Source organism: Winogradskyella epiphytica (assembly GCF_003217215.1).
In the GTDB taxonomy this organism is placed as follows: Bacteria; Bacteroidota; Bacteroidia; order Flavobacteriales; family Flavobacteriaceae; genus Winogradskyella; species Winogradskyella epiphytica.
The window spans coordinates 511,755-533,855 of the sequence record NZ_QJTD01000002.1 but is presented as its reverse complement, the minus strand read 5'-3'; the positions used below and the strand labels follow the sequence as shown (position 1 = coordinate 533,855).

The window sequence follows — 22,101 nt, the reverse complement described above, 5'->3', positions numbered from 1 at the left end:
TTCAGTGTGAGTCGACTTAGTTAAAAGTAATACATGAAGAAGCTTATCATCATCAACGGACCTAATCTAAATTTATTAGGTAAACGTGAACCAGAGATTTATGGTCATCAAAGTTTTGAGGATTATCTGGACCTATTAAAAGTTAAATTCCCAGACGTTAAAATCGATTATTATCAGTCTAACGTAGAGGGGGAGCTAATCAATAAACTTCAGGAAGTAGGTTTTTCCTATGATGGTATTATTTTAAATGCCGCGGCTTATACACATACTTCAGTGGGTATTGGTGATGCTGTAAAAGCAATAGAAACGCCTGTAGTGGAAGTTCATATCTCTAATACCTTTTCGAGAGAAGCCTATAGGCATCAATCATATATTTCTTCAAATGCCGCAGGTGTTATTTTAGGTTTTGGCCTAATGAGCTACGATTTGGCCATCCATAGTTTTAGTTAATTTTTATCTATTTTAATTGATTGGATTAGTTTTTAATTGAATAGAGCATAGCGATGTTCTATAGATTATATATAATTTTTTGTAATATTTTCTTACATCGTTAAATCCTTGTTAAGCCTTTGTTTATGGGGAAAATCTCATGTTAACTTTGTGGTATTAACCCAAAAAAAACATAAAATAACATGAGAAATTTAATTCTATTTATGGCAGTATTTTGTTCTGCTTTAACAACGATTAATGCACAGTCAGATTCAAAAGCTTTACAATTAGGAGTAAAAGGTGGTGTGAATTTATCGACTATAGGAGGTGATGATTTTGATGATGCCGATTCTAGAACAAGTTTTAATGTTGGACTCTTCGCGGAATTACCAATTTCTGAGCGCTTCTCTTTTCAACCAGAGGTTTTGTATTCAGGACAAGGTTTTGATATCAAAGAAATAGATCAAGACAATATCTTTGATACTGGAGATAACGTAGAATATCAGTTAGATTATCTACAAGTTCCTTTAATGTTTAAAGTTTATTTAATTGAAGGATTAAGCATTGAAGCCGGTCCGCAATTAGGTTTTAAAATCAATGAAGAGATTGATTATAAGCCAAATTCTGACGGTGGAGATATAGACATTAATAGTGATGATTCTTATATCAAAGATTTTGATACAAGTGTAGCATTTGGTGCCGCCTATAAGTTTGATGGTGGATTCTTTATCAACGCTCGTTATACTTACGGTTTGTCAACAATTTTCAAGGATGATACTATTTTTGAAGGTGTAGATGCAAAGAATAGAGTTTTACAATTTGGTGTCGGTTTTGCTTTCTAATATTAAAGCCATCAATTTTTATATAAGTATATAAAACAAAAAAAATGCGATTCAATATTGAATCGCATTTTTTTTTATCATTTACCTTTACTGTTTAATTATAGGTGAATCACTTCATCATAAGCAGCTGCTACAGCTTCCATAACCGCTTCACTCATTGTTGGGTGAGGGTGAACTGCTTTTAATACTTCATGCCCCGTAGTTTCTAATTTACGGCCTAATACAGCTTCAGCAATCATATCAGTAACACCTGCACCAATCATATGGCATCCTAACCATTCACCGTATTTAGCGTCAAATATTACCTTTACAAAACCGTCTTTAGCACCACTAGCACTTGCTTTTCCAGAAGCAGAGAATGGGAATTTCCCAACTTTAATATCGTAGCCTTGTTCCTTTGCTTGTGCTTCGGTTAAACCTACACTTGCAATTTCAGGAGAAGCATAAGTACAACCAGGAATATTTCCGTAGTCTAATGCTTCAACATTCTGACCTGCGATTTTTTCAACACAAAGAATTCCTTCAGCAGAAGCTACGTGAGCTAAAGCTTGTCCAGGTGTTACATCTCCAATCGCGTAGTAGCCAGGAATATTTGTTTGGTAGTAATCGTTAACCAAGATTTTATCTCTATCTACAGCGATACCTACATCTTCTAATCCAATGTTTTCGATATTAGATTTAATACCAACTGCAGATAATACGATATCGGCTTCTAGTACTTCTTCGCCTTTTTTTGTTTTTACCGTTGCTTTAACGCCATCGCCAGATGTATCAACAGAAGTGACTTCCGAAGAGGTCATTATCTTGATACCTGATTTTTTAAAGCTACGCTCTAATTGTTTTGAAACTTCTTCATCTTCAACAGGAACAATTCGATCTAAATACTCCACAATAGTCACTTCAGTGCCTAAAGCATTGTAGAAATATGCAAATTCAACGCCAATAGCTCCAGAACCAACAACCACCATTTTTTTAGGTTGCTTCTCTAAAGACATCGCCTCTCTGTAACCAATAACTTTCTTCCCATCTTGAGGTAAGCTAGGTAATTCGCGCGAGCGAGCTCCAGTAGCAATAATGATATGGTCTGCAGAATACTCTTTGCCATCTACATCTACTTTCTTTCCAGTTTTAAGTGTTCCATAACCTTCGATAACGTCAATTTTGTTCTTTTTCATTAGGAACTTAACACCACCACTCATGCCTTCAGCAACACCACGACTACGCTTAACAACAGCATCAAAATCATAATCCGCATCCTTAACCTTCAGACCGTAATCTTCAGCGTGCTTAAGGTATTCGAATACTTGAGCAGATTTTAAAAGGGCTTTTGTTGGGATACAACCCCAATTTAAACACACGCCACCAAGACTTTCTTTTTCTATAACAGCGGTTTTAAAACCTAATTGGGACGCTCTAATTGCAGTAACGTAGCCACCAGGACCACTACCTAAAACTATAATATCGTATTTACTCATGAGTAAGTTTTTATAATTGATTTTTTTGAAGTTACAAAAATAGGAAATTCAAATAACAATAATGAAATAAGAAAATGCAAATTAGAACTTCAAGTTTAACCTCAGAAAAACTGAGGTTTTTAATATAAAGAGCAGCGCGAAGTCCTAAAGTAATCGCCTAATTGAAAAATTCGGTTTAAGTATTAAATCCTTTAATTATTCTTCGGCGGGTACAAATACTAAAGCTGCGCCATTTATGCAGTGGCGTTTTCCGGTGGTTTCTTTTGGGCCATCATTAAAGACATGACCTAAGTGACCTCCGCAATTAGCACAATGTTCTTCATCTCTTACATAACCTATTTTTGTGTCGGTACCAAAGGCTACATTACCTTCAATCACCCTATCAAAACTTGGCCAGCCTGTTCCGGAATCAAATTTATGTTCACTTTTAAAAAGAGGCGAATCACAAGCCGCACAATGATAGGTTCCTTTTTTGTGATTTTTATTTAATGGACTTGAAAAAGGACGTTCTGTTCCTGCTTCTCTTAAAATATGATATTGTTCTTTTGTGAGTTCTGCTTTCCATTCAGCTTCACTTTTAGTGATAGGGAAACTTTCTTTCACTTCAGTCGTTTTTTTTTGTGCTGATGAGTCACAGCTAAAAGAAAGGCTTAGAAGGGCTAATATTAAGAGCTTTTTCATGATATTACTTTTAGGTAAAGTTAAGAAATATGTATTTGTACTGACGAGATTTAACGCAATCTTATAAGAATGGCATTTGGGATTAATGAATGGGATGAAAGGTCTTTATAGTGTCTTATTTATAAATCTATTTATAAAGTAAAACGACTTTATTATTTTTGGCACGATATTTACAGAGTTACAGATTATAGGAATAAAGTCAAAGGGTCAGTGACCAAAAGACTATTTTAGTGTCCTAAATAAATACAAGCTTAGTATTGTATTTATATTATAACAAATAAAAACTAATAGATATGAAAATTAATAAAATAGCGACAAGCGTTGCCATAGGTGCTATGGTCTTTTCATGTGCTACAAATCCATTCACAGGTAAAAAAACTATGGCATTTGTAAGTAATGACCAGTTGTTCCCTTCGGCTTTTGCGCAGTATAATCAAGTATTATCAGAGAATAAAGTGATAACAGGTACTAAAGACGCTGAAATGATTACTCGTGTTGGTCAGCGAATAGCAGTGGCTGCTGAACGTTATTTAGATGCCAATGGATTTCAAGGGTATTTAGAGGATTATCAATGGGAATATAAACTTATTGAATCAGAGCAAGTAAACGCGTGGTGTATGCCAGGTGGTAAAATTGCTTTCTATACAGGCATCTTGCCTATAGCAGCAAACGAAACAGGAATTGCTGCAATTATGGGGCATGAGGTGGCCCATGCTTTAGCAAATCACGGACAACAACGTATGAGTTCAGGTATTTTGCAACAAGCAGGGGGCGTTGCAGTAGCAGTAGCTACTGGTAATGAAAGTCCAGAAAAGCAACAAATGTGGATGCAAGCTTACGGATTAGGAACCACTTTAGGAGGGGTCTTACCATTTAGTAGATCTCACGAAACCGAAGCAGATGAAATTGGACTTTACTTAATGGCTATTGCAGGATATAATCCAGAAGAAGCTGCGGAATTGTGGAAACGTATGAAAGCGAATAGTGGAGGCGAAGCACCACCAGAATTTATGAGTACCCACCCAAGTAATGATTCAAGAATTAAAAACTTACAGTCCTTAGCGCCTAGAGCTAAGGCTGAAGCGAAGAAATTTGGTGTGACCTCATTTAGACCTATATAAATTAAGAAGTCAGATAATAATATTAATTATATTTGTTTACTTTCGAAGCTGCTCAATTAGAGCAGCTTTTTTATTTATTTGTTAGCGCATTGAAAATGATTTATTTGCGTATAAACAGCGTATAATTTAGATAGTAAAAGACAAGACAATTCACCTAATTTTATGAGTGAGATTCAAAAAGGAAGTAAAAAACTTCTTAATGCTTGGGCGTTTTATGACTGGGCAAATTCGGTATACACCTTAACTATTGCATCATCCATTTTCCCTATTTTTTATTCGGCACTATTCATTTCTCAAACTGAAAAAACAGTTGCTGCATTTGGAATCGTTTTTAAAAGTACGGCGTTAATTACTTATGTAACAGCATTTACATTTTTGGTAGTTGCTTGCATGTCTCCACTTCTCTCCGGAATTGCTGATTATATTGGAAATAAAAAGAATTTTATGAAATTCTTTTGCTACGTTGGAGGTTTGGGATGTATCGGGTTGTATTGGTTTAACCTTGAAAGTATCCATATTAGTCTCTTGTTTTATTTTATGGGGTTGATTGGTTATTGGGGCAGTTTGGTGTTCTATAATTCATACTTGCCAGATATTGCTTTTCCCGAACAACAAGATCGCGTAAGTGCTAAAGGTTTTAGTTTAGGCTATTTAGGTTCTGTTCTTTTATTGGTGGTGAATTTGGCTATGGTGATGTACCCGGATACTTTTTATATTAAAGAAAATATAGACGAATCTGGAAAGGTTATTGAAACAGCAGCACAAGTGGGGATGCGATATTCATTTGTTATGGTTGGGCTATGGTGGATTTTATTTAGTCAATACACCTTCGCTATTCTTCCAAAGGGAACGTCACAGGGCAAAGAAGTCACAAAAGATGTGGTTTTTAATGGAATTAGGGAATTGAAACAAGTTTGGATTCAGTTAAAACAAAATCTCCGACTTAAGCGTTACCTATTGGCGTTTTTCGTATTTAGTATGGCCGTTCAAACCATCATGTTAGTTGCTGTTTATTTCGGAGAAGAAGAAATCAATTGGGGTGGTGACGACGCTAAAACTTTTGGACTAATTACTAGTATTTTAGTGATTCAATTAGTCGCTATTATTGGTGCGCTTTTAACGTCGCGTTCCTCTGAGAAATTTGGGAATATAAAAACACTTATTGTAATTAATTTCTTTTGGATGGCCCTGTGTTTTTATGCTTATTTTATGGAATCTCCTTTCCAATTCTATGTCGCAGCTGGTTTGGTTGGTTTAGTAATGGGAGGTGTTCAGTCTTTAGCGCGATCTACCTATTCAAAGTTCTTACCAGAAACCGAAGACACAACATCTTATTTTAGTTTTTACGATGTCGCAGAAAAGATAGGTATTGTTATAGGAATGGTCATTTTTGCTACCATTGATCAAGTGACTGGAAGTATGAGAAACGCTATACTGTTTTTGGTTATTTTCTTTATAATGGGAATCGTACTTTTATTTAGAGTGCCTAAGAATTAACGTTATCAATCACAGGAGAAAACACACGGACTTTGGCACTATGATATTTTTGTTAAACAGGGTAAATACTTGGCATTGCGTCTATCTCGGTATTGTTTTTGTATTGACAATGCTGTAATGTTCAGTCTAAATAGGTGTTAATCACAACATGTGTAAAAGCAAAACTGTCATTTTATGCTAATGGCACAACAATTGAAATTAGATGAATGTGAATAACTTTGAATACTCTATAACTACGTGGTATTCAGCGTGAAGTTAATTATTAATGCATTTAAACAAATGCTATTCTGTTGAAATTAATGACAGAATGGCTAAAAAATATATATGGGAAAATCAAATTTTTTAAATTTTGACAATTTGTCATTTCAGGATTTTGATGAGAATTCAGAATTAATTCCGTTAATGACGCCAGAAGATGAAGAGTTAATCAACAACGAATCTTTACCGGAATCGTTGCCAATACTACCGTTGCGAAATACGGTATTATTTCCTGGGGTAGTTATTCCAATTACGGCAGGAAGAGATACATCTATCAAGTTAATCAATGACGCTAATAAAGGCGGAAAAGTGATTGGTGTAGTGGCGCAAATGGACGAAGCTGTTGAAAATCCAACGGCTGCGGATATCTATAAAACCGGAACAGTGGCAAGAATTTTAAAGGTTCTTAAGATGCCTGATGGTAATACTACGGTAATTATTCAAGGAAAGAAACGTTTTGCTATTGATAAAGTGATTTCAGAAAAGCCTTATTTAACAGCGACCATTTCTGATATTACTGAGGCTAAGCCTGCTCCAGATAATGTGGAGTTTAGAGCGATTATTGATTCAATTAAAGATCTGTCTTTAGAAATCATCAAGCAAAGTCCTAATATTCCTTCGGAAGCGAGTTTCGCGATTAAGAATATTGAAAGTGATTCGTTCTTAATCAACTTTGTTTCTGCAAATATGAATCTAAGAGTCGATGAAAAGCAGGAGTTGTTAAAGATAAATGATCTTAAGGAGCGAGCGCTTCAAACTTTGAAATTCATGAATCTTGAATATCAAAAGCTTGAGCTTAAAAATGATATTCAGTCGAAGGTTCAAAGTGATATGAGTCAGCAACAACGCGAGTATTTCTTACACCAACAGATGAAAACCATTCAAGAAGAATTAGGTGGAGGTGTGTCTTCTGGGGAAGAGATTGAAGAAATGAAAGCTCGTGCGAAGAAAAAGAAGTGGGACGATAAAGTAAAAGAGCATTTTGATAAGGAATTATCTAAGATGCAACGAATGAATCCACAGGTTGCGGAGTATTCAATTCAACGTAACTATTTAGATTTGTTCTTGGATTTGCCTTGGAATGAATTTAGTAAGGATAAATTCGACCTTAAGCGAGCCATGAAAATTTTAGATCGTGACCATTTTGGATTAGACGATGTAAAAAAACGAATTATAGAATATTTAGCGGTATTGAAACTTCGTAATGATATGAAATCGCCAATTCTATGTTTATATGGACCTCCAGGAGTTGGTAAAACCTCTTTAGGGAAATCAATTGCTGAAGCCTTAGGTAGAGAGTATGTAAGAATTTCTTTAGGTGGCTTACGCGACGAAGCTGAAATACGTGGACATAGAAAGACCTATATTGGAGCTATGCCAGGACGTATCATTCAGAGTTTAAAAAAGGCGGGTACATCGAATCCTGTATTTGTTTTAGATGAGATTGATAAGTTGTCTACAGGTAACCAAGGTGATCCATCATCGGCGATGCTTGAAGTTTTAGATCCAGAACAAAACAATGAATTCTACGATAATTTCTTGGAGATGGGGTATGACTTGTCTAAGGTGATGTTTATTGCAACATCAAATAGTTTGAATACCATTCAGCCTGCATTGAGAGATCGAATGGAAATCATTAATGTTACAGGTTATACTATTGAAGAAAAAGTAGAAATCGCAAAGCGTCATTTATTGCCAAAGCAATTAAAAGAACATGGCTTAGATAGCAGCGCATTAAAAATAGCTAAACCACAACTTGAAAAAATAGTTGAGGGATATACACGTGAATCTGGAGTTCGTGGACTGGAAAAGCAAATCGCGAAAATGGTGCGCTATGCGGCTAAGAATATCGCAATGGAAGAGGATTATAATATCAAAATCACTAATGACGATGTGGTTGAGATTTTAGGTAGTCCAAGAATGGAACGCGATAAATATGAAAATAATAATGTTGCAGGTGTCGTTACTGGATTAGCGTGGACTAGTGTTGGTGGAGATATTTTATTTATAGAATCTATTTTGTCTAAGGGTAAAGGTACCTTGAGTATTACAGGGAACTTAGGTAAGGTTATGAAGGAATCTGCAACCATTGCTATGGAATATATTAAGTCCAATGCGGAAGAGTTTAGTATCAATCCAGAAGTTTTTGACAAGTATAATGTTCATATCCATGTGCCAGAAGGAGCAACTCCAAAAGATGGACCAAGTGCAGGTGTAACTATGTTAACTTCTTTAGTATCTTTGTTTACACAACGTAAAGTGAAAAAGAGCTTAGCGATGACAGGTGAGATTACCTTACGCGGTAAAGTGTTGCCAGTTGGCGGAATAAAAGAAAAGATTCTAGCGGCTAAACGAGCACGTATTAAAGAAATTTTACTTTGCGAAGATAACAGAAGAGATATTGAAGAAATTAAACCTGAATATCTAAAAGGGCTAACATTTCATTACGTAACTGAAATGAGCGATGTATTAAAAATAGCTATTACAAAACAAAAAGTAGATAATGCTAAAAAGCTTTAAACTAATAATCACAACTTTGTTAACTCTGTTCTTGAGCATAGTATTATATGCTCAAGAACAAACAGAGTTTAAAGATGTGGTGTTAGACGGGAAGCCTGCTAAGTTAAATATTTCTACAGGAGAAGTTACAATTGTAGAAGTAGATAAAAAAGATGAGGATAAAGTAGAGCCGACGAAGTCGGCCATCGAAAAAGATATAGTTGCTGTAAAATCGCCATCAGAAGCTGAAGTTGAATTTGAGTCTGATTTTCACATAGTTAAAGAGGGAGAAAATCTCTTTCAGATTTCAATAAAATACGAAACAACTTTAGCTGCATTGCAAAAGGCCAACAAACTCGAAACTACTTTAATTCAAACAGGTCAAAAGTTAAGAATTAGAAATTTTGATACCGATTCAGCAGAGATTGATAAACTAATTTGGACGGTTAGAAAAGGAGATACCTTGTATCGCATTGCATTAAATAATGATTTAACAGTCGAAGAACTCAAACGCTTAAATGGATTAACTAGTAATACCATTAAAATAGGTCAAGAACTTAGATTGAAATAGAAAACAACTTCACTTAAAAAATAAAAAAATCATATCATCGTTTTAAGATAGATTTAGTTATTTTGCAAAATCTATGATTAAGCGGATTTCCACCTTTTATTTCCTATTAATAGCAATTCCGGCGTTCGCGCAATTAGGTGGGGAAGCAACCTATCAATTCTTGAATTTAGTGTCATCGCCAAGACAAGCTGCTTTGGGCGGAAAGATTATTACTAATTTCGATTACGACGTTACGGAAGCTCTATATAATCCAGCTTCCATCAATCATGATATGCATAATCAGTTAGCCGTTAATTACTCTAGCTATTTAGGTGGGGTTAGTTATGGAACTGCAGCCTATGCTTATACTTGGGACAGGCATATTCAAACCTTTCATTTTGGGGTTACCTACGTTAATTACGGTTCTTTCGATGGCTATGATTTAGATGGGAATTCCACAGGGGCCTTTAATGGTAATGAAACAGCAATTTCAGCGGGTTATAATTATTATATCGCAGGGACCGATTTTTATGTAGGTGTAAATGCTAAGTTGATAACGTCTGCATTGGAACAGTATAATTCTTTTGGTGGAGCTCTAGATTTTGGAGTAATGTACATTAATATGGATTTAGATTTTCATGCTGCCCTAACGGTTAGAAACGTTGGAACACAATTTTCTACCTACGCAGGGCAACATGAACCTTTACCCTTGGAGGTCAATTTTGGGATGTCTCAAACTCTAGAAAATGTGCCAATTCGTTGGCATTTAACTTTAGAGAATTTACAGAAATGGCCTATTGGAGTTTCTAATCCTGCAAGAGCAACCACAGATTTAGAAGGAAATCAAACACAAGAAAAAGTCAGTTTCTTTAACAAAGGTTTACGCCATCTCATATTAGGAGCAGAATTATTTCCAGGTAGAGGTTTTAATGTCCGTTTAGGTTATAATTTTAGACGAGCGGAAGAATTGCGAATTGTTGATCAACGAAATTTTTCAGGACTCTCAGTGGGTGTAGGAATTAAATTGAATAAATTACGATTTAGTTATACGCATGCAAGATATACCAGTGCTTCGAACACTAGTTTTTTTGGACTGCAAATTGATTTGGATGGTAGATAATGGGGCGTCAGAAAGTATCTTAATGCTCAACATAAAATTATCTTTATTTTAGTAAGGTAGATTCAATAGTAAAGTCGCCCATTTAAGAGTTAAAAGTGATGCATAAAAGTGTATTCTTTTAATTGAACTTACAATTAATAAATTAAAAAGATCCCCGATTTAACGGGACATTCATATGAAAAAAATTGTCATTGCTATAGACGGATTTTCTTCCACAGGAAAAAGCACAGTTGCTAAATTATTAGCAAAAAAACTCAACTATATATATGTAGATACTGGAGCCATGTATAGAGCAGTTACATATTTTGCTTTAGAAAACGAATATATAGGAGAAGGGTTTTTTAAGGAGGAAGAACTAGTTGGCAGATTAAAAGAGATTACAATTACTTTTAAGTTGAATGAGGACTTAGGTTTTGCTGAAGTGTATCTAAATGGGAAGAATATTGAATCAGATATTAGAACACTTAAAGTTTCGAAATATGTGAGTCCTGTAGCCACTTTGTCTGAAGTGCGACGTAAATTGGTAGAGCAACAGCAGCTCATGGGTAAAGATAAAGGCATAGTGATGGATGGAAGAGATATTGGAACTGTAGTATTTCCCGAAGCCGAATTAAAAATATTTATGACCGCATCTGCAGAAACACGAGCTAAACGTCGTTATAAAGAATTATTAGATAGAGGTCACGAGTTAAGCTACGACGATGTATTAGAGAATGTGACAACGAGGGATCATATAGACTCCACAAGGGAAGATTCACCGTTAATTAAGGCCGATGATGCTGTTGAAATTGATAATTCTCATCTCACTATCGAAGAACAGTTAGAAACTATAGTGGATATGGCAGAGGAATTAATTGCTAAAGCATAAAGTTCTAAATTATTTAAAACTAAAAAAGCGACCATTGGTCGCTTTTTCTGTATGTCTTTATAATCTCAATTATAAGTTAGGAATAATCAACTCCTGACCTGGATGGATTAAATCTGGGTTCTTTAATATATCAGTATTGGCTTGAAATATTTTTTGGTATTTTCCAGGTTCACCGTAATATTGTTTAGCAATTTTACCTAAGGTTTCACCAGAAGCAACGGTATGTCTTGCATAAACTGATTCGTCTTCAACTTTAATGTCAGCCATAATATCAGTTGGGTTTTCGCCACCGATTCTTTTGATTTCATCCCAAAGTAAGTTTTTTTCGTATTGCGTAGATGCAGTTCCCCAAACTTTAAGTTTTCCGTTTTCTTCTTCTACTTTACCTTCTTTTATGTTTAATTTCTCACCTAAGTCTAAAACATCTTGATATTTAGCTCTAACCATAATTTTAAATTTTTAATTTGTTAATGAATAATGTAAAGATACCAAAATATGTGCCATTTCAATAGCTCTATCGAGCAGAATCTTAATGCATATTAAAGGAATGAGTGTCAATACCTTATTTTTTTAAAGTTTTTGGTAAAACTATAAATATGTTGTACTTTTGCACACCTTTTAGCGGTTAAGGAAAATTAAAAGGAAATAATAAATAAACAAACGCTTCTATAGCTGGTACTGCAATATTTTCTAATCAAGTCTGTAGAATACAAATTATTATTCAGCACATGTCTGATAAACAAACAAAACAAGCTGAGGTTGAGGCAACTGAAGCAAAACAAGTTGATGCTCCAGTTATTTCTGAGGCTCAAGCAAACCCAGAAAAATTCTTAAAAGAGTTCGATTGGCACAATTACGAAGAAGGAATTGAGCAAGTAGCGGACAAAAAATTAGAAGAATTTGAAAAATTAGTATCTGAAAATTTCGTTGATACTTTAGATGACGAAGTTGTAGAAGGTACTGTTATCACTATCACAGATCGTGATGCTATTATTGACATTAACGCTAAGTCTGAAGGTGTAATCTCTCTTAATGAGTTCCGTTACAACCCAGATCTTAAAGTTGGTGACAAAGTTGAAGTATTAATTGATGTTCGTGAAGACGCAACTGGTCAATTAGTATTATCACATAGAAAGGCACGTGTTATTAAAGCTTGGGATCGTGTGAATAATGCACATGATACTGGTGAAATCGTAAATGGTTTTGTAAAATGCAGAACTAAAGGTGGTATGATCGTTGACGTATTTGGTATTGAAGCATTCTTACCAGGTTCTCAAATCGATGTGAAGCCTATTAGAGATTACGATCAATATGTAAACAAAACTATGGAATTTAAAGTGGTGAAAATCAATCACGAATTCAAAAACATAGTGGTTTCTCATAAAGCGTTAATTGAAGCTGATATTGAAGAACAAAAGAAAGAAATCATTGGCCAATTAGAAAAAGGACAAGTATTAGAAGGTATTGTGAAAAACATTACTTCTTATGGTGTGTTCATCGATTTAGGTGGTGTAGATGGTTTAGTTCATATTACAGATTTATCTTGGTCTCGTATCAACCATCCAAATGAGATTGTTGAGTTAGATCAAAAATTAAATGTGGTAATCCTTGATTTTGATGAAAACAAATCAAGAATCCAATTAGGTCTTAAGCAATTATCTAAGCACCCTTGGGAAGCTTTAGGTGAGAACGTAAAAGTTGGAGATAAAGTAAAAGGTAAAGTTGTTGTAATCGCTGATTACGGTGCTTTTGTTGAAGTAGAAGAAGGTGTTGAAGGATTAGTTCACGTTAGTGAAATGTCATGGTCTACACACTTACGCTCAGCTCAAGATTTCGTATCTGTAGGTGATGAAATCGATGCGGTTATCTTAACTTTAGATAGAGAAGACAGAAAAATGTCTCTTGGTATTAAGCAATTAACGCCAGATCCATGGACTGATATTACATCTAAATATCCTGTAGGTTCTAAGCATTCAGGTATTGTACGTAACTTTACAAACTTTGGTGTATTTGTTGAATTAGAAGAAGGTATCGACGGATTAATTTATATCTCTGATTTATCTTGGACTAAGAAAATCAAGCATCCATCTGAATTCTGTAACGTAGGTGATACTTTAGACGTAGTTGTATTAGAGTTAGACGTAGAAGGACGTAAATTATCTTTAGGTCATAAACAAACTACTGAAAACCCTTGGGATAAGTACGAAACTGAGTTCGCTTTAGATACAGTTCATAAAGCAGCTATTACAGAGATGGTAGATAAAGGAGCAACTATTGAGTTTAACGAAGATATCGTTGCCTTTGTACCAGCACGTCATTTAGAGAAAGAAGATGGTTCTAAACTTGCTAAAGGTGAAGAAGCAGAATTCAAAATCATTGAATTTAATAAAGAATTCAAACGTGTTGTAGCATCTCATACAGCAGTATTTAGAGAAGAAGAAGCGAAAATCGTTAAGCAAGCTGTTAGAAAACAGGAAGCTCAAGCGGCAGAAGCTAAACCAACTTTAGGTGATGCAAATGATGCTTTACAAGCTCTTAAAGATAAAATGGACGGGAAAAATTAATTCCTAACTCCTGCGAAAGTAGGAACTTCATTAATCTATATAAAAAGCCTCTCGATTTTCGGGAGGCTTTTTTTATGCGTTCTAATTTTGAGAGTTTTGAGATTGAATTAGGCATACCGATGCCTGCATTTTACTTATTAAAATTATATCAATTTCTAAAAGTTTGACTCCTCTTTCCGTGATTCTCAGTGCTTAAAAATACATTATCTTAACAATTTAAAATATACATTGCAATCAAATAATTTTATCCTAACTTTGTAAACCAACCAGGTTTGGAAACACTATGAGTCACAAAGTACTACTTAACTCTAAAGAAGTCAATATTACCCTACACAGATTGGCTTGTCAACTCATTGAAAACCACGATGATTTTTCAGAAACAGTGCTTATTGGTATTCAACCAAGAGGCGTATTTTTAGCCGATCGCTTAGCACAAATGTTAAGGGAAGATTATGGTATTAATAATATTCAATTAGGGCATTTAGATATCACCTTTTTTAGAGATGATTTTAGACGAGGTGAAAAACCTTTAGAAGCTAATAAAACAACTATAGATTTTATCGTTGAAGATAAGAACGTAGTCTTCATTGATGATGTTTTATATACAGGACGAAGCATAAGGTCTGCTTTAACAGCTATTCAATCTTTCGGAAGACCCAAGAATGTTGAATTACTAACATTAATTGACCGACGATTTAGTAGACATTTACCAATTCAACCTAATTATAGAGGTCGACAAGTAGATGCTATAGATAAACAGAAGGTGAAGGTGAATTGGATAGAGAATGATGGCGAAGACTCTGTTTATTTGGTAGATAAATAGCACGTATTCGGTATACTATATAATTCGAATATATAGTTGAAATTATAATAGAAATAAAGTGAATCGCTAAAAGCCACGAGCTAATAGCTAAAAGCGAAAAAGAATGAGCGAATTAAGTGTCAATCACTTATTAGGAATTAAATATCTCAGTAAGGAAGATATCGATCTTATTTTTGAAACTGCAGACCAGTTTAAAGAGGTTATTAATAGACCTATTAAAAAAGTGCCTTCACTACGTGATATTACCATTGCGAATCTGTTTTTTGAAAATTCTACTCGAACTAAATTATCTTTTGAGTTAGCCGAAAAACGACTTTCTGCAGATGTTATTAATTTTTCAGCATCTCAGTCTTCGGTTAAAAAAGGAGAAACCTTAATAGATACTGTAAATAATATTTTATCCATGAAAGTGGATATGGTAGTTATGCGCCACCCGAATCCAGGAGCTGGCGTGTTTTTATCTAAACATGTTAACGCAAGTATTATAAATGCAGGAGATGGTGCCCACGAGCATCCGACACAGGCGTTATTGGATTCGTATTCCATACGAGAAAAACTGGGTAGTGTAGAAGGAAAAAATGTAGTAATTGTTGGAGATATTCTACATAGTAGAGTCGCACTTTCAAATATTTATGCCTTACAATTACAAGGTGCTAATGTAATGGTGTGCGGTCCAAAAACATTACTGCCTAAATACATCAAAGAATTAGGAGTTAAAGTAGAAACCAATCTAAAAAAGGCTTTAGAATGGTGTGATGTTGCTAATATGCTTCGAGTTCAAAATGAACGTATGGATATCAGTTATTTTCCTTCAACAAGAGAATATACACAACAATTTGGAGTTAATAAAGAACTTTTGGATAGCTTAGACAAAGAGATTGTAATTATGCACCCTGGACCAATTAATAGGGGAGTGGAAATTACAAGCGACGTTGCCGATTCTAAACAAGCCATTATTCTAAATCAAGTAGAAAATGGAGTTGCAGTTAGGATGGCAGTGATTTATCTTTTAGCTTCTAAAATAAAACAATAGATTATGATTATAGATAGAGACGGTAATATTACTGTAATTACACAAGAGCATCCTTCAATCAAAGATTTTGTTAAGGATATTGAAAAATCGTATGATAAGTTTAAAAACAATCATCTTGTCGTGAAGTTATCTAGTTTAGGTAAAATTGCATTAGAAGATGTTGTGGAATTTTTGTTATTAAGCAATAATCATCGCGCTGAAAAAAAGAGTTTCGTCTTAGTGTCTGAAAAAGTAGATTTAGACAAAGTGCCAGTTGAAATTGTTGTGGTCCCAACAATGCAAGAAGCTTTGGATATCATTGAAATGGAAGATATTGAGCGCGACTTAGGAATTTAAAATCTTAAGCTGATTGTCGCTGGTTGTTTAATTGAAGATTCATCTTTAATAACACAACGAGCGACGTCATGCTTTAAAGATAAGTTATAATGAAACTCACCATATTAGGTTGCCATAGTGCAACACCCCGTACCAATACCAATCCTACATCACAAGTCTTAGAGATAAAAAATCACATGTTTTTAATAGATTGTGGTGAGGGAACACAGGTGGAGTTGAGACGAAATAAGATAAAGTTTGCTAGAATTAAGCATATTTTTATCTCTCATCTTCACGGTGACCATTACTTTGGTCTGGTGGGACTAGTCAGTACCTTTAGGCTTTTAACACGAGAAACAGAACTTCATATTTACGGACCCAAAGGTTTGAAAGAGGTTATTACTCTTCAATTGAAATTATCAGATAGTTGGACCAATTATCCCCTAATTTTTCATGAGTTGTCATCTAAAGAGTCAGAACTGATTTTTGAAGATGATAAAGTGGAAGTATATACAATTCCATTAAAGCACCGTATTTATACCAATGGGTTTTTATTTAAAGAAAAGGAAAATGAACGTAAATTAGATATCAACGCGATTACCGAAGCTAATATTAATAAAGCATATTTTCGAAAACTAAAACAAGGCTTCGATGTTGAAAATGAAGATGGTGTTTTAATTAGTAATGAAAAAGTAACTAAGGATGCCATACCAGCTAAAAGCTATGCCTTTTGTAGCGATACAGTTTATAATGAAGCCATTGTACCTATAATTAAAAATAGTACAGTATTGTATCACGAGTCTACTTTCTTAGATAAAAATGAAGCACTTTGTATCCCAACCAAACACAGTACCGCACGACAAGCTGCTACAATTGCCAAAAAAGCCAATGTAGGCACGTTAATATTGGGCCATTATTCAACAAGGTATAACGGTTATGACCAATTTAAGCAGGAGGCTAAAACTGTTTTTGATAATGTACTATTGGCAAAAGATGGTAAAGAATTTAGTTTTGACTAAACTCTTTTTTGAATTCTTTTAAATTGAGCATCCACTCAATGGCTTCCTCTAAGCTTCTGCAACGCTTTAAGCTTTTGCTAAAAAATTGTTTTTCTAATGAAGCACTGAGATAGCTGAAATTTGAATAAGAAACAATGGCACAGGCTACTAGAAAATCATATTCGTCGTTAAACTCTACCCATAGTTGAGGGTCAAAAGAATAAGAATTAAGTCGATTAGCAATATAGCCTACCTTTCTTCCCGAAGGTAAATTCTTTAAATATAGGGATACTAGTTCGCTCGCAATATGATGGTCAACATGCACACCTTCATTTAATTCCGATAGGATAAATTGTTTTGTTATGTATAAATTTCCAAATGGAAATTCCTTTTTTACGTAAGGAATTTCTTCGGAATATTTACTGTCTTCAAATTTCATTTAAGTTTATTATTGCTTAAATTTATGAGTATTAAAACAATTGAAAAAATAATTTTACATTAAAAATTTTAAATTATAGCTAATGAATTCAGACCTAAGTGATTATAGGAAATCATATGAAAAAGGGGAGTTGCTTTTAAGTAACGTACCAGATAATCCGATGGAGTTGTTTAGAAATTGGTTTGTGGAAGTGGATACGCATTTCAATATAGAAGAAACTAATGCTATGACTGTTTCAACAATTGGAGTAGACGGTTATCCTAGAAGTAGGGTGGTACTTTTAAAAAAGTATACGGATGAAGGATTCATTTTTTACACCAATTATAAAAGTGAAAAGGGTAGAGCAATTGAAGCTAATCCAAATATTTGCCTGTCTTTTTTTTGGCATTCTGCAGAGCGACAAATAATTATTAAGGGTAAGGCCGAAAAAATTGCAAAGAATTTAAGCGATGGTTATTTTGAGTCTCGACCTCGAGGGAGTCAGTTAGGTGCAATTGTATCTAATCAAAGTGAAGTGATTAAGGATAGAGAGGAGTTAGAGGCTAAATTAAAGGCTTTAGAAACTGAGTTTGAAGGTCGGGAAATAGAACGCCCAGATTATTGGGGAGGATACATAGTAAAGCCTGTAGAGATGGAGTTCTGGCAAGGCAGACCAAATCGACTTCATGATAGAGTGAGATATCAGTTACAAGAAGATTATAACTGGAGAATTGAACGATTAGCTCCTTAATTTAGAGTGTTGACCTTATATATATAAATGAATTACACTTAAAATGGTTAGAAATTGAATGCTATAAAATCAGAATTTCACACGTATTTTTAACGCTTGATAAACATATTTGTAAAAAACCATTTACCATTGGTGTTTTGCTCCGCTGAAATTTCAAAATCGGAGTAATCACCTTCAATATTGTCTTTATGACTAGGACTCGCTAGCCAGGCATTGACTACGGATTCTGCTGAGTTAAAACCATAAGCTACATTTTCAGATACAATGCTAGCACTAGTATTAGCTTGCAACGTTTGTTTTCTTATAAAGAAATTATCATGAGAAACACTATTAGTTTCAATCATATATTCAGTATGGGAATGAGAGACCGCTTTTACAGTGTCATGATTTAATAATGGATTTAAACCTTTGTTAATTCTGTATTCGTTGATCAACTCCATAATTTCAATTTCAATTTGTTTGGCTGGAGGTGTTTCAAGCAGATCAATTGAACTTGTATCTACTTCTTCAATATTATCCTTAGTACAGGACGTAAAACTAAAAACGGCAACAAAAGCCATTAAGAAGAGGGACTTTGGTATTCTCATAATGTAGGTTAATAAGGTTTGGGACTACTAAATTAACTGTACGATTGGCTCAGAATGTTAATAAAATGTTAAAATCGACAAACAACATGTAGTTTGTCGGTAATTACCGCAAATAATCGATGAAATGCACTGAATTTTGAAAAATTATTGAAGTTCAGCGTCAAAATATTACATTTGGTCGAAGATTAAGTTGTGGTGTTTTGAGTATTTATTAGGTCGGTAAATTGTTATAATGAACAATATATTATCGGAAATATTAGTATTCGAATTTTAGAACAATGGCACTAAGATTAAGACTAAGAAAATAACATTAGCTGAAGCTAAAGTTTATAAGACAGCCAAAAAAAAAGCAAGCTCAATTTGAGCTTGCTTTTTCTATTATTTAAGTTGTTAGGGTAACTATTTTTCTGTTTGATCTAATATATAGAAGTACGAACGTCTATTAAGTTGATGTTCCTCTTCTGAGCATTTTACGCCATTAGAGCATTTATTTAAGAGTTGTGTTTCACCAAAACCTAAGGCACTTTCAATTCTACTTGGATGAATTCCTCGGGATAAGATGTAATCCCTGGTAGACTTCGCACGTCTATCGGACAGTTTTAAATTGTATTTATCACGACCTCTACTATCTGTATGAGATTCAATTTTTATGACCATATCAGGGTGTTTTCGCATCACATCAACAATATTTTCTAATTCATATTGGGCATCAGTTCTAATATTCCATTTATCGAAATCAAAGAATATTGGATTGATTACAATTTGATTATCCTTAATTAAAGGTGTTAAAAGGAGATCAACAACATGTGCTTTTTCATTTTCATCCGTTGTTTTAATAGATTTTTGATCCTCTTTATAATCAGGTTTAGTGCCAACAATAGTATAAGTTTTGTTACAATCAACATCAAAGGTGTATGAGCCATCTTCTAAAGTGACAACTTCCTCAATGACTTTCCCTGTTACATCAATTAGTTGAACTTTCACATCTGCTAGTATGTTGTTTGTTTTAAATTCTCTAGCTGTACCATTAAGTTTTTGACTACATTCATTCATATTGAAAGCATAGATATCATCGCCACCTTTACCACCTGGTCTATTAGAAGAGAAGTAGCCAATACCAGTTACATTATCAATGTAAAAAGCAAAATCATCATATCCACTGTTAAATGGTGTTCCTAAGTTTTCAACGGCACCTGGAACATCATACTTTAAAATGTCTGACTTAAAAATATCAAGTAAGCCTAGGTTTAAATGGCCGTCTGACGAGAAGTATAGGGTATTATCCTTACTTACAAATGGAAACATTTCACGCCCTTCTGTGTTAATTTCTGGCCCGAGATTTTCAGGTGTGCCATAAGTGCCATCTTCATTTATGGAAACAGAATAGATGTCCGTTTGTCCAATACCACCTTCACGATCAGATACAAAATAAAGTGTAGTATTATCTGGACTTAAGGCTGGATGTCCCGTAGAAAATTTATCATCGTTAAATGGTAATTCGGTAGCTTCAGTCCACTGGCCATCAATTAAGATCGCTTTATAAATTTTAAGGTGTGTTGTACCTTCTTTATCATAATTCAATCTATTACGTTTATTCACGTTATCTCTTGTAAAGTATAAAGTCTTACCGTCGTTAGTAATGGCAACAGAGGCTTCATGATAATCAGTATTCACTTTATAGCTTGCAAGTTCTGTTGGAGAGCCAAAAGACATTTTAGGACCTTCTTCAATAATTTCAACTTGGAATAGATCTAAAAAAGGTTCTTTATTCCAACTATATAATTTTTTATCGTCGGCTTTCGCGGAAGCATAGTAAAGGATATTATTACTAACATAACCTCCAAAATCTGAATTCTCTGTATTAAATGGTACATTCTCAAGTGTCACAACGATACCGTCGTTCTTTGATGTGAACTTTTCTAATAGGTCCACTTCATCAGGGTTGTACCCCTTGAGTCTGCTATCACCTTTTTGAGCATCACTTAATTCTTTAAACCATTTATCAGCTTCTTCATAGTTACCAATACTTCTCAAAGATTGAATATATTTATAGATATATTCTGCCTCAATGTTCTTATGTTCTTTTAAAGCTTCACCGTACCAATAAACAGCTTTGTCAGATATCGAATTATTATAATATGCGTCACCTAATCGAGTAAGGACATGTGCACTTTTATCACCATTTTCTACGGCTTTCTCATATAATTCTATTGCTTTTACATAGCCGTAATTTTCGAAAAATTTGTCAGCCAATTTCGTTTGTGAATAAGACAACGAACTGCTTAATAATAATATGAATGTTATAAATTTGATTTTCATAATGCGCTGCTGTTTTAGAAATATCTTGGCGATTTAATTCGTTTACTTTTAAAAACTTCAAACATGAGTAATACTTCATGAGTACCACTGGTGTAAGGTCTTATATCCGATAGCGGATATTCGTAGGCATAACCAACTCTGAGTTGCTTAGATACTTGGAAGTCGGCAATACCACCAATTGCGGCTGCATGTTGATTAACTCTATACGCTCCTCCAATCCAAAATTTTTCATTGAATAGAAAATTAGCAGATGCATCAAATGATAAAGGAGCACCGTTTGTTGCCTTAAGTAATACTGATGGTTTTAATTTTGTTGTTTCACTCAAATCGAATACATACCCACCGGTTACATAGTAACTAATTCTTTCTAAAGCAACATAGTCTACACTACCATTGCGACCTTTATTATAATCTGTATTTAATATTCTTGGTGTTGAAAGTCCAACATACCAACGATTAGAATGTAAATAAAGTCCTGCACCAACATTTGGGCTCCAACGATTTGAAACATCGTTAAAAAATGGGTCATTTACTACAGACGGATCATTTAATAAGTCTTCATCTAAAGTGTAATGTGTAAACCCTCCTTTTAAACCGAAAGCTAGTTTTGTGGTTTCATCTACCTTAATGGTATAAGAATAATCAGCATAGAGATATGAGAAATTTTCATACCCTAATTTGTCATTAATAAATGAAATTCCTAAGCCCATATTTTCATTTCTTAATGGTGTATGGACAGACAATGTTTGCGTTTCTGGTCCACCTTCTAATCCAACCCATTGGCTTCGATGTAAACCTACAATACTTAATGTTTCTCTACTTCCGGCGTATGCAGGATTAATAGAAATGGTGTTAAACATGTATTGCGTGAATTGTGGTAACTGCTGTGCGAAAGCAGTAGAAACACTCATAAAGAGTATAGCAATAGTTATAAATTTTGATAACTTCATAGG

At 34.3% G+C, this 22,101-nt stretch carries 21 protein-coding genes; 14 read left to right on the top strand and 7 right to left on the bottom strand.

The genetic code is table 11. The features are described from left to right. Positions 1–33 precede the first annotated feature (33 nt). Both DFQ11_RS07595 and DFQ11_RS07590 read left to right on the top strand, forming a co-directional pair. Positions 34–450 (top strand): type II 3-dehydroquinate dehydratase, encoded by a 417-nt coding sequence (locus tag DFQ11_RS07595; RefSeq protein WP_110475261.1) that lies wholly within the window; start codon positions 34–36, stop codon positions 448–450. A gap of 182 nt (positions 451–632) precedes the next feature. Then, positions 633–1,271 carry a porin family protein gene (locus DFQ11_RS07590; RefSeq protein ID WP_110475260.1) on the top strand — a complete coding sequence of 213 codons (639 nt, stop codon included), beginning with the start codon at positions 633–635 and terminating at the stop codon, positions 1,269–1,271. A 98-nt stretch (positions 1,272–1,369) separates the two neighbouring features. Here DFQ11_RS07590 and lpdA read toward each other — a convergent pair whose 3' ends face one another. Together lpdA and msrB are read right to left on the bottom strand one after the other, a co-directional pair. Continuing rightward, on the bottom strand, positions 1,370–2,746 hold the full coding sequence (lpdA, locus tag DFQ11_RS07585) for a dihydrolipoyl dehydrogenase (protein WP_110475259.1): 1,377 nt from the start codon (positions 2,744–2,746) through the stop codon (positions 1,370–1,372). Positions 2,747–2,941: 195 nt separating this feature from the next. Next, positions 2,942–3,427: a peptide-methionine (R)-S-oxide reductase MsrB gene (gene msrB / locus DFQ11_RS07580; protein WP_110475258.1), complete on the bottom strand. Its 486-nt coding sequence runs from the start codon at positions 3,425–3,427 to the stop codon at positions 2,942–2,944. 293 nt (positions 3,428–3,720) lie between these two features. Between msrB and DFQ11_RS07575 the strand changes: the two genes are divergently transcribed. From DFQ11_RS07575 to cmk, 6 genes are all read left to right on the top strand, one after another. Then, entirely contained in the window at positions 3,721–4,548 is an 828-nt protein-coding gene (locus tag DFQ11_RS07575; RefSeq protein WP_110475257.1) for a M48 family metallopeptidase, read from the top strand. 162 nt (positions 4,549–4,710) lie between these two features. Then, positions 4,711–6,045 (top strand): MFS transporter, encoded by a 1,335-nt coding sequence (locus DFQ11_RS07570; protein WP_110475256.1) that lies wholly within the window; start codon positions 4,711–4,713, stop codon positions 6,043–6,045. Positions 6,046–6,369: 324 nt separating this feature from the next. Then, a complete protein-coding gene (gene lon / locus DFQ11_RS07565; protein ID WP_110475255.1) occupies positions 6,370–8,823 on the top strand; it encodes an endopeptidase La in 2,454 nt (817 codons plus the stop codon). Between the two features lie 31 nt (positions 8,824–8,854). Beyond that, on the top strand, positions 8,855–9,373 hold the full coding sequence (locus tag DFQ11_RS15330) for a LysM peptidoglycan-binding domain-containing protein (RefSeq protein WP_158524988.1): 519 nt from the start codon (positions 8,855–8,857) through the stop codon (positions 9,371–9,373). 73 nt (positions 9,374–9,446) lie between these two features. Continuing rightward, positions 9,447–10,472, top strand: coding sequence for a type IX secretion system protein PorQ (porQ, locus tag DFQ11_RS07555; RefSeq protein WP_110475253.1), 1,026 nt, complete (start codon positions 9,447–9,449; stop codon positions 10,470–10,472). 175 nt (positions 10,473–10,647) lie between these two features. Beyond that, on the top strand, positions 10,648–11,340 hold the full coding sequence (gene cmk, locus DFQ11_RS07550; RefSeq protein ID WP_110475252.1) for a (d)CMP kinase: 693 nt from the start codon (positions 10,648–10,650) through the stop codon (positions 11,338–11,340). A 69-nt stretch (positions 11,341–11,409) separates the two neighbouring features. Here cmk and DFQ11_RS07545 read toward each other — a convergent pair whose 3' ends face one another. Beyond that, complete coding sequence (locus tag DFQ11_RS07545; protein WP_189342995.1) at positions 11,410–11,787, bottom strand: LysM peptidoglycan-binding domain-containing protein; 378 nt, start codon at positions 11,785–11,787, stop codon at positions 11,410–11,412. A gap of 281 nt (positions 11,788–12,068) precedes the next feature. On the opposite strand from DFQ11_RS07545, the gene rpsA reads away from it, so the two are divergent. The 5 genes from rpsA to DFQ11_RS07520 all read left to right on the top strand — a co-directional run bounded on the left by rpsA (position 12,069) and on the right by DFQ11_RS07520 (position 17,094). Continuing rightward, entirely contained in the window at positions 12,069–13,904 is a 1,836-nt protein-coding gene (gene rpsA, locus DFQ11_RS07540) for a 30S ribosomal protein S1 (RefSeq protein WP_110475250.1), read from the top strand. Positions 13,905–14,187: 283 nt separating this feature from the next. Further along, entirely contained in the window at positions 14,188–14,727 is a 540-nt protein-coding gene (pyrR, locus tag DFQ11_RS07535) for a bifunctional pyr operon transcriptional regulator/uracil phosphoribosyltransferase PyrR (RefSeq protein WP_110475249.1), read from the top strand. Between the two features lie 103 nt (positions 14,728–14,830). Next, positions 14,831–15,760 (top strand): aspartate carbamoyltransferase catalytic subunit, encoded by a 930-nt coding sequence (locus tag DFQ11_RS07530; RefSeq protein ID WP_110475248.1) that lies wholly within the window; start codon positions 14,831–14,833, stop codon positions 15,758–15,760. Positions 15,761–15,763: 3 nt separating this feature from the next. Then, entirely contained in the window at positions 15,764–16,096 is a 333-nt protein-coding gene (locus DFQ11_RS07525) for a ribonuclease Z (RefSeq protein ID WP_110475247.1), read from the top strand. A gap of 89 nt (positions 16,097–16,185) precedes the next feature. Continuing rightward, entirely contained in the window at positions 16,186–17,094 is a 909-nt protein-coding gene (locus tag DFQ11_RS07520) for a ribonuclease Z (protein ID WP_110475246.1), read from the top strand. On the opposite strand, the gene DFQ11_RS07515 is transcribed toward DFQ11_RS07520, so the two are convergent. After that, the gene (locus DFQ11_RS07515; protein ID WP_110475245.1) at positions 17,081–17,512 is read right to left on the bottom strand and encodes a hypothetical protein; all 432 of its coding nucleotides are present in this window, start codon (positions 17,510–17,512) and stop codon (positions 17,081–17,083) included. The genes DFQ11_RS07520 and DFQ11_RS07515 overlap by 14 nt on opposite strands. 82 nt (positions 17,513–17,594) lie before the next feature. On the opposite strand from DFQ11_RS07515, the gene pdxH reads away from it, so the two are divergent. Further along, entirely contained in the window at positions 17,595–18,242 is a 648-nt protein-coding gene (pdxH, locus tag DFQ11_RS07510) for a pyridoxamine 5'-phosphate oxidase (protein WP_110475244.1), read from the top strand. Between the two features lie 89 nt (positions 18,243–18,331). Here pdxH and DFQ11_RS07505 read toward each other — a convergent pair whose 3' ends face one another. From DFQ11_RS07505 to DFQ11_RS07495, 3 genes are all read right to left on the bottom strand, one after another. Beyond that, positions 18,332–18,829 carry a CAP domain-containing protein gene (locus DFQ11_RS07505; RefSeq protein ID WP_110475243.1) on the bottom strand — a complete coding sequence of 166 codons (498 nt, stop codon included), beginning with the start codon at positions 18,827–18,829 and terminating at the stop codon, positions 18,332–18,334. Between the two features lie 399 nt (positions 18,830–19,228). Next, a complete protein-coding gene (locus DFQ11_RS07500) occupies positions 19,229–21,148 on the bottom strand; it encodes an OmpA family protein (protein WP_110475242.1) in 1,920 nt (639 codons plus the stop codon). Between the two features lie 14 nt (positions 21,149–21,162). Next, entirely contained in the window at positions 21,163–22,098 is a 936-nt protein-coding gene (locus DFQ11_RS07495; RefSeq protein WP_110475241.1) for a PorP/SprF family type IX secretion system membrane protein, read from the bottom strand. Positions 22,099–22,101 lie beyond the last annotated feature (3 nt).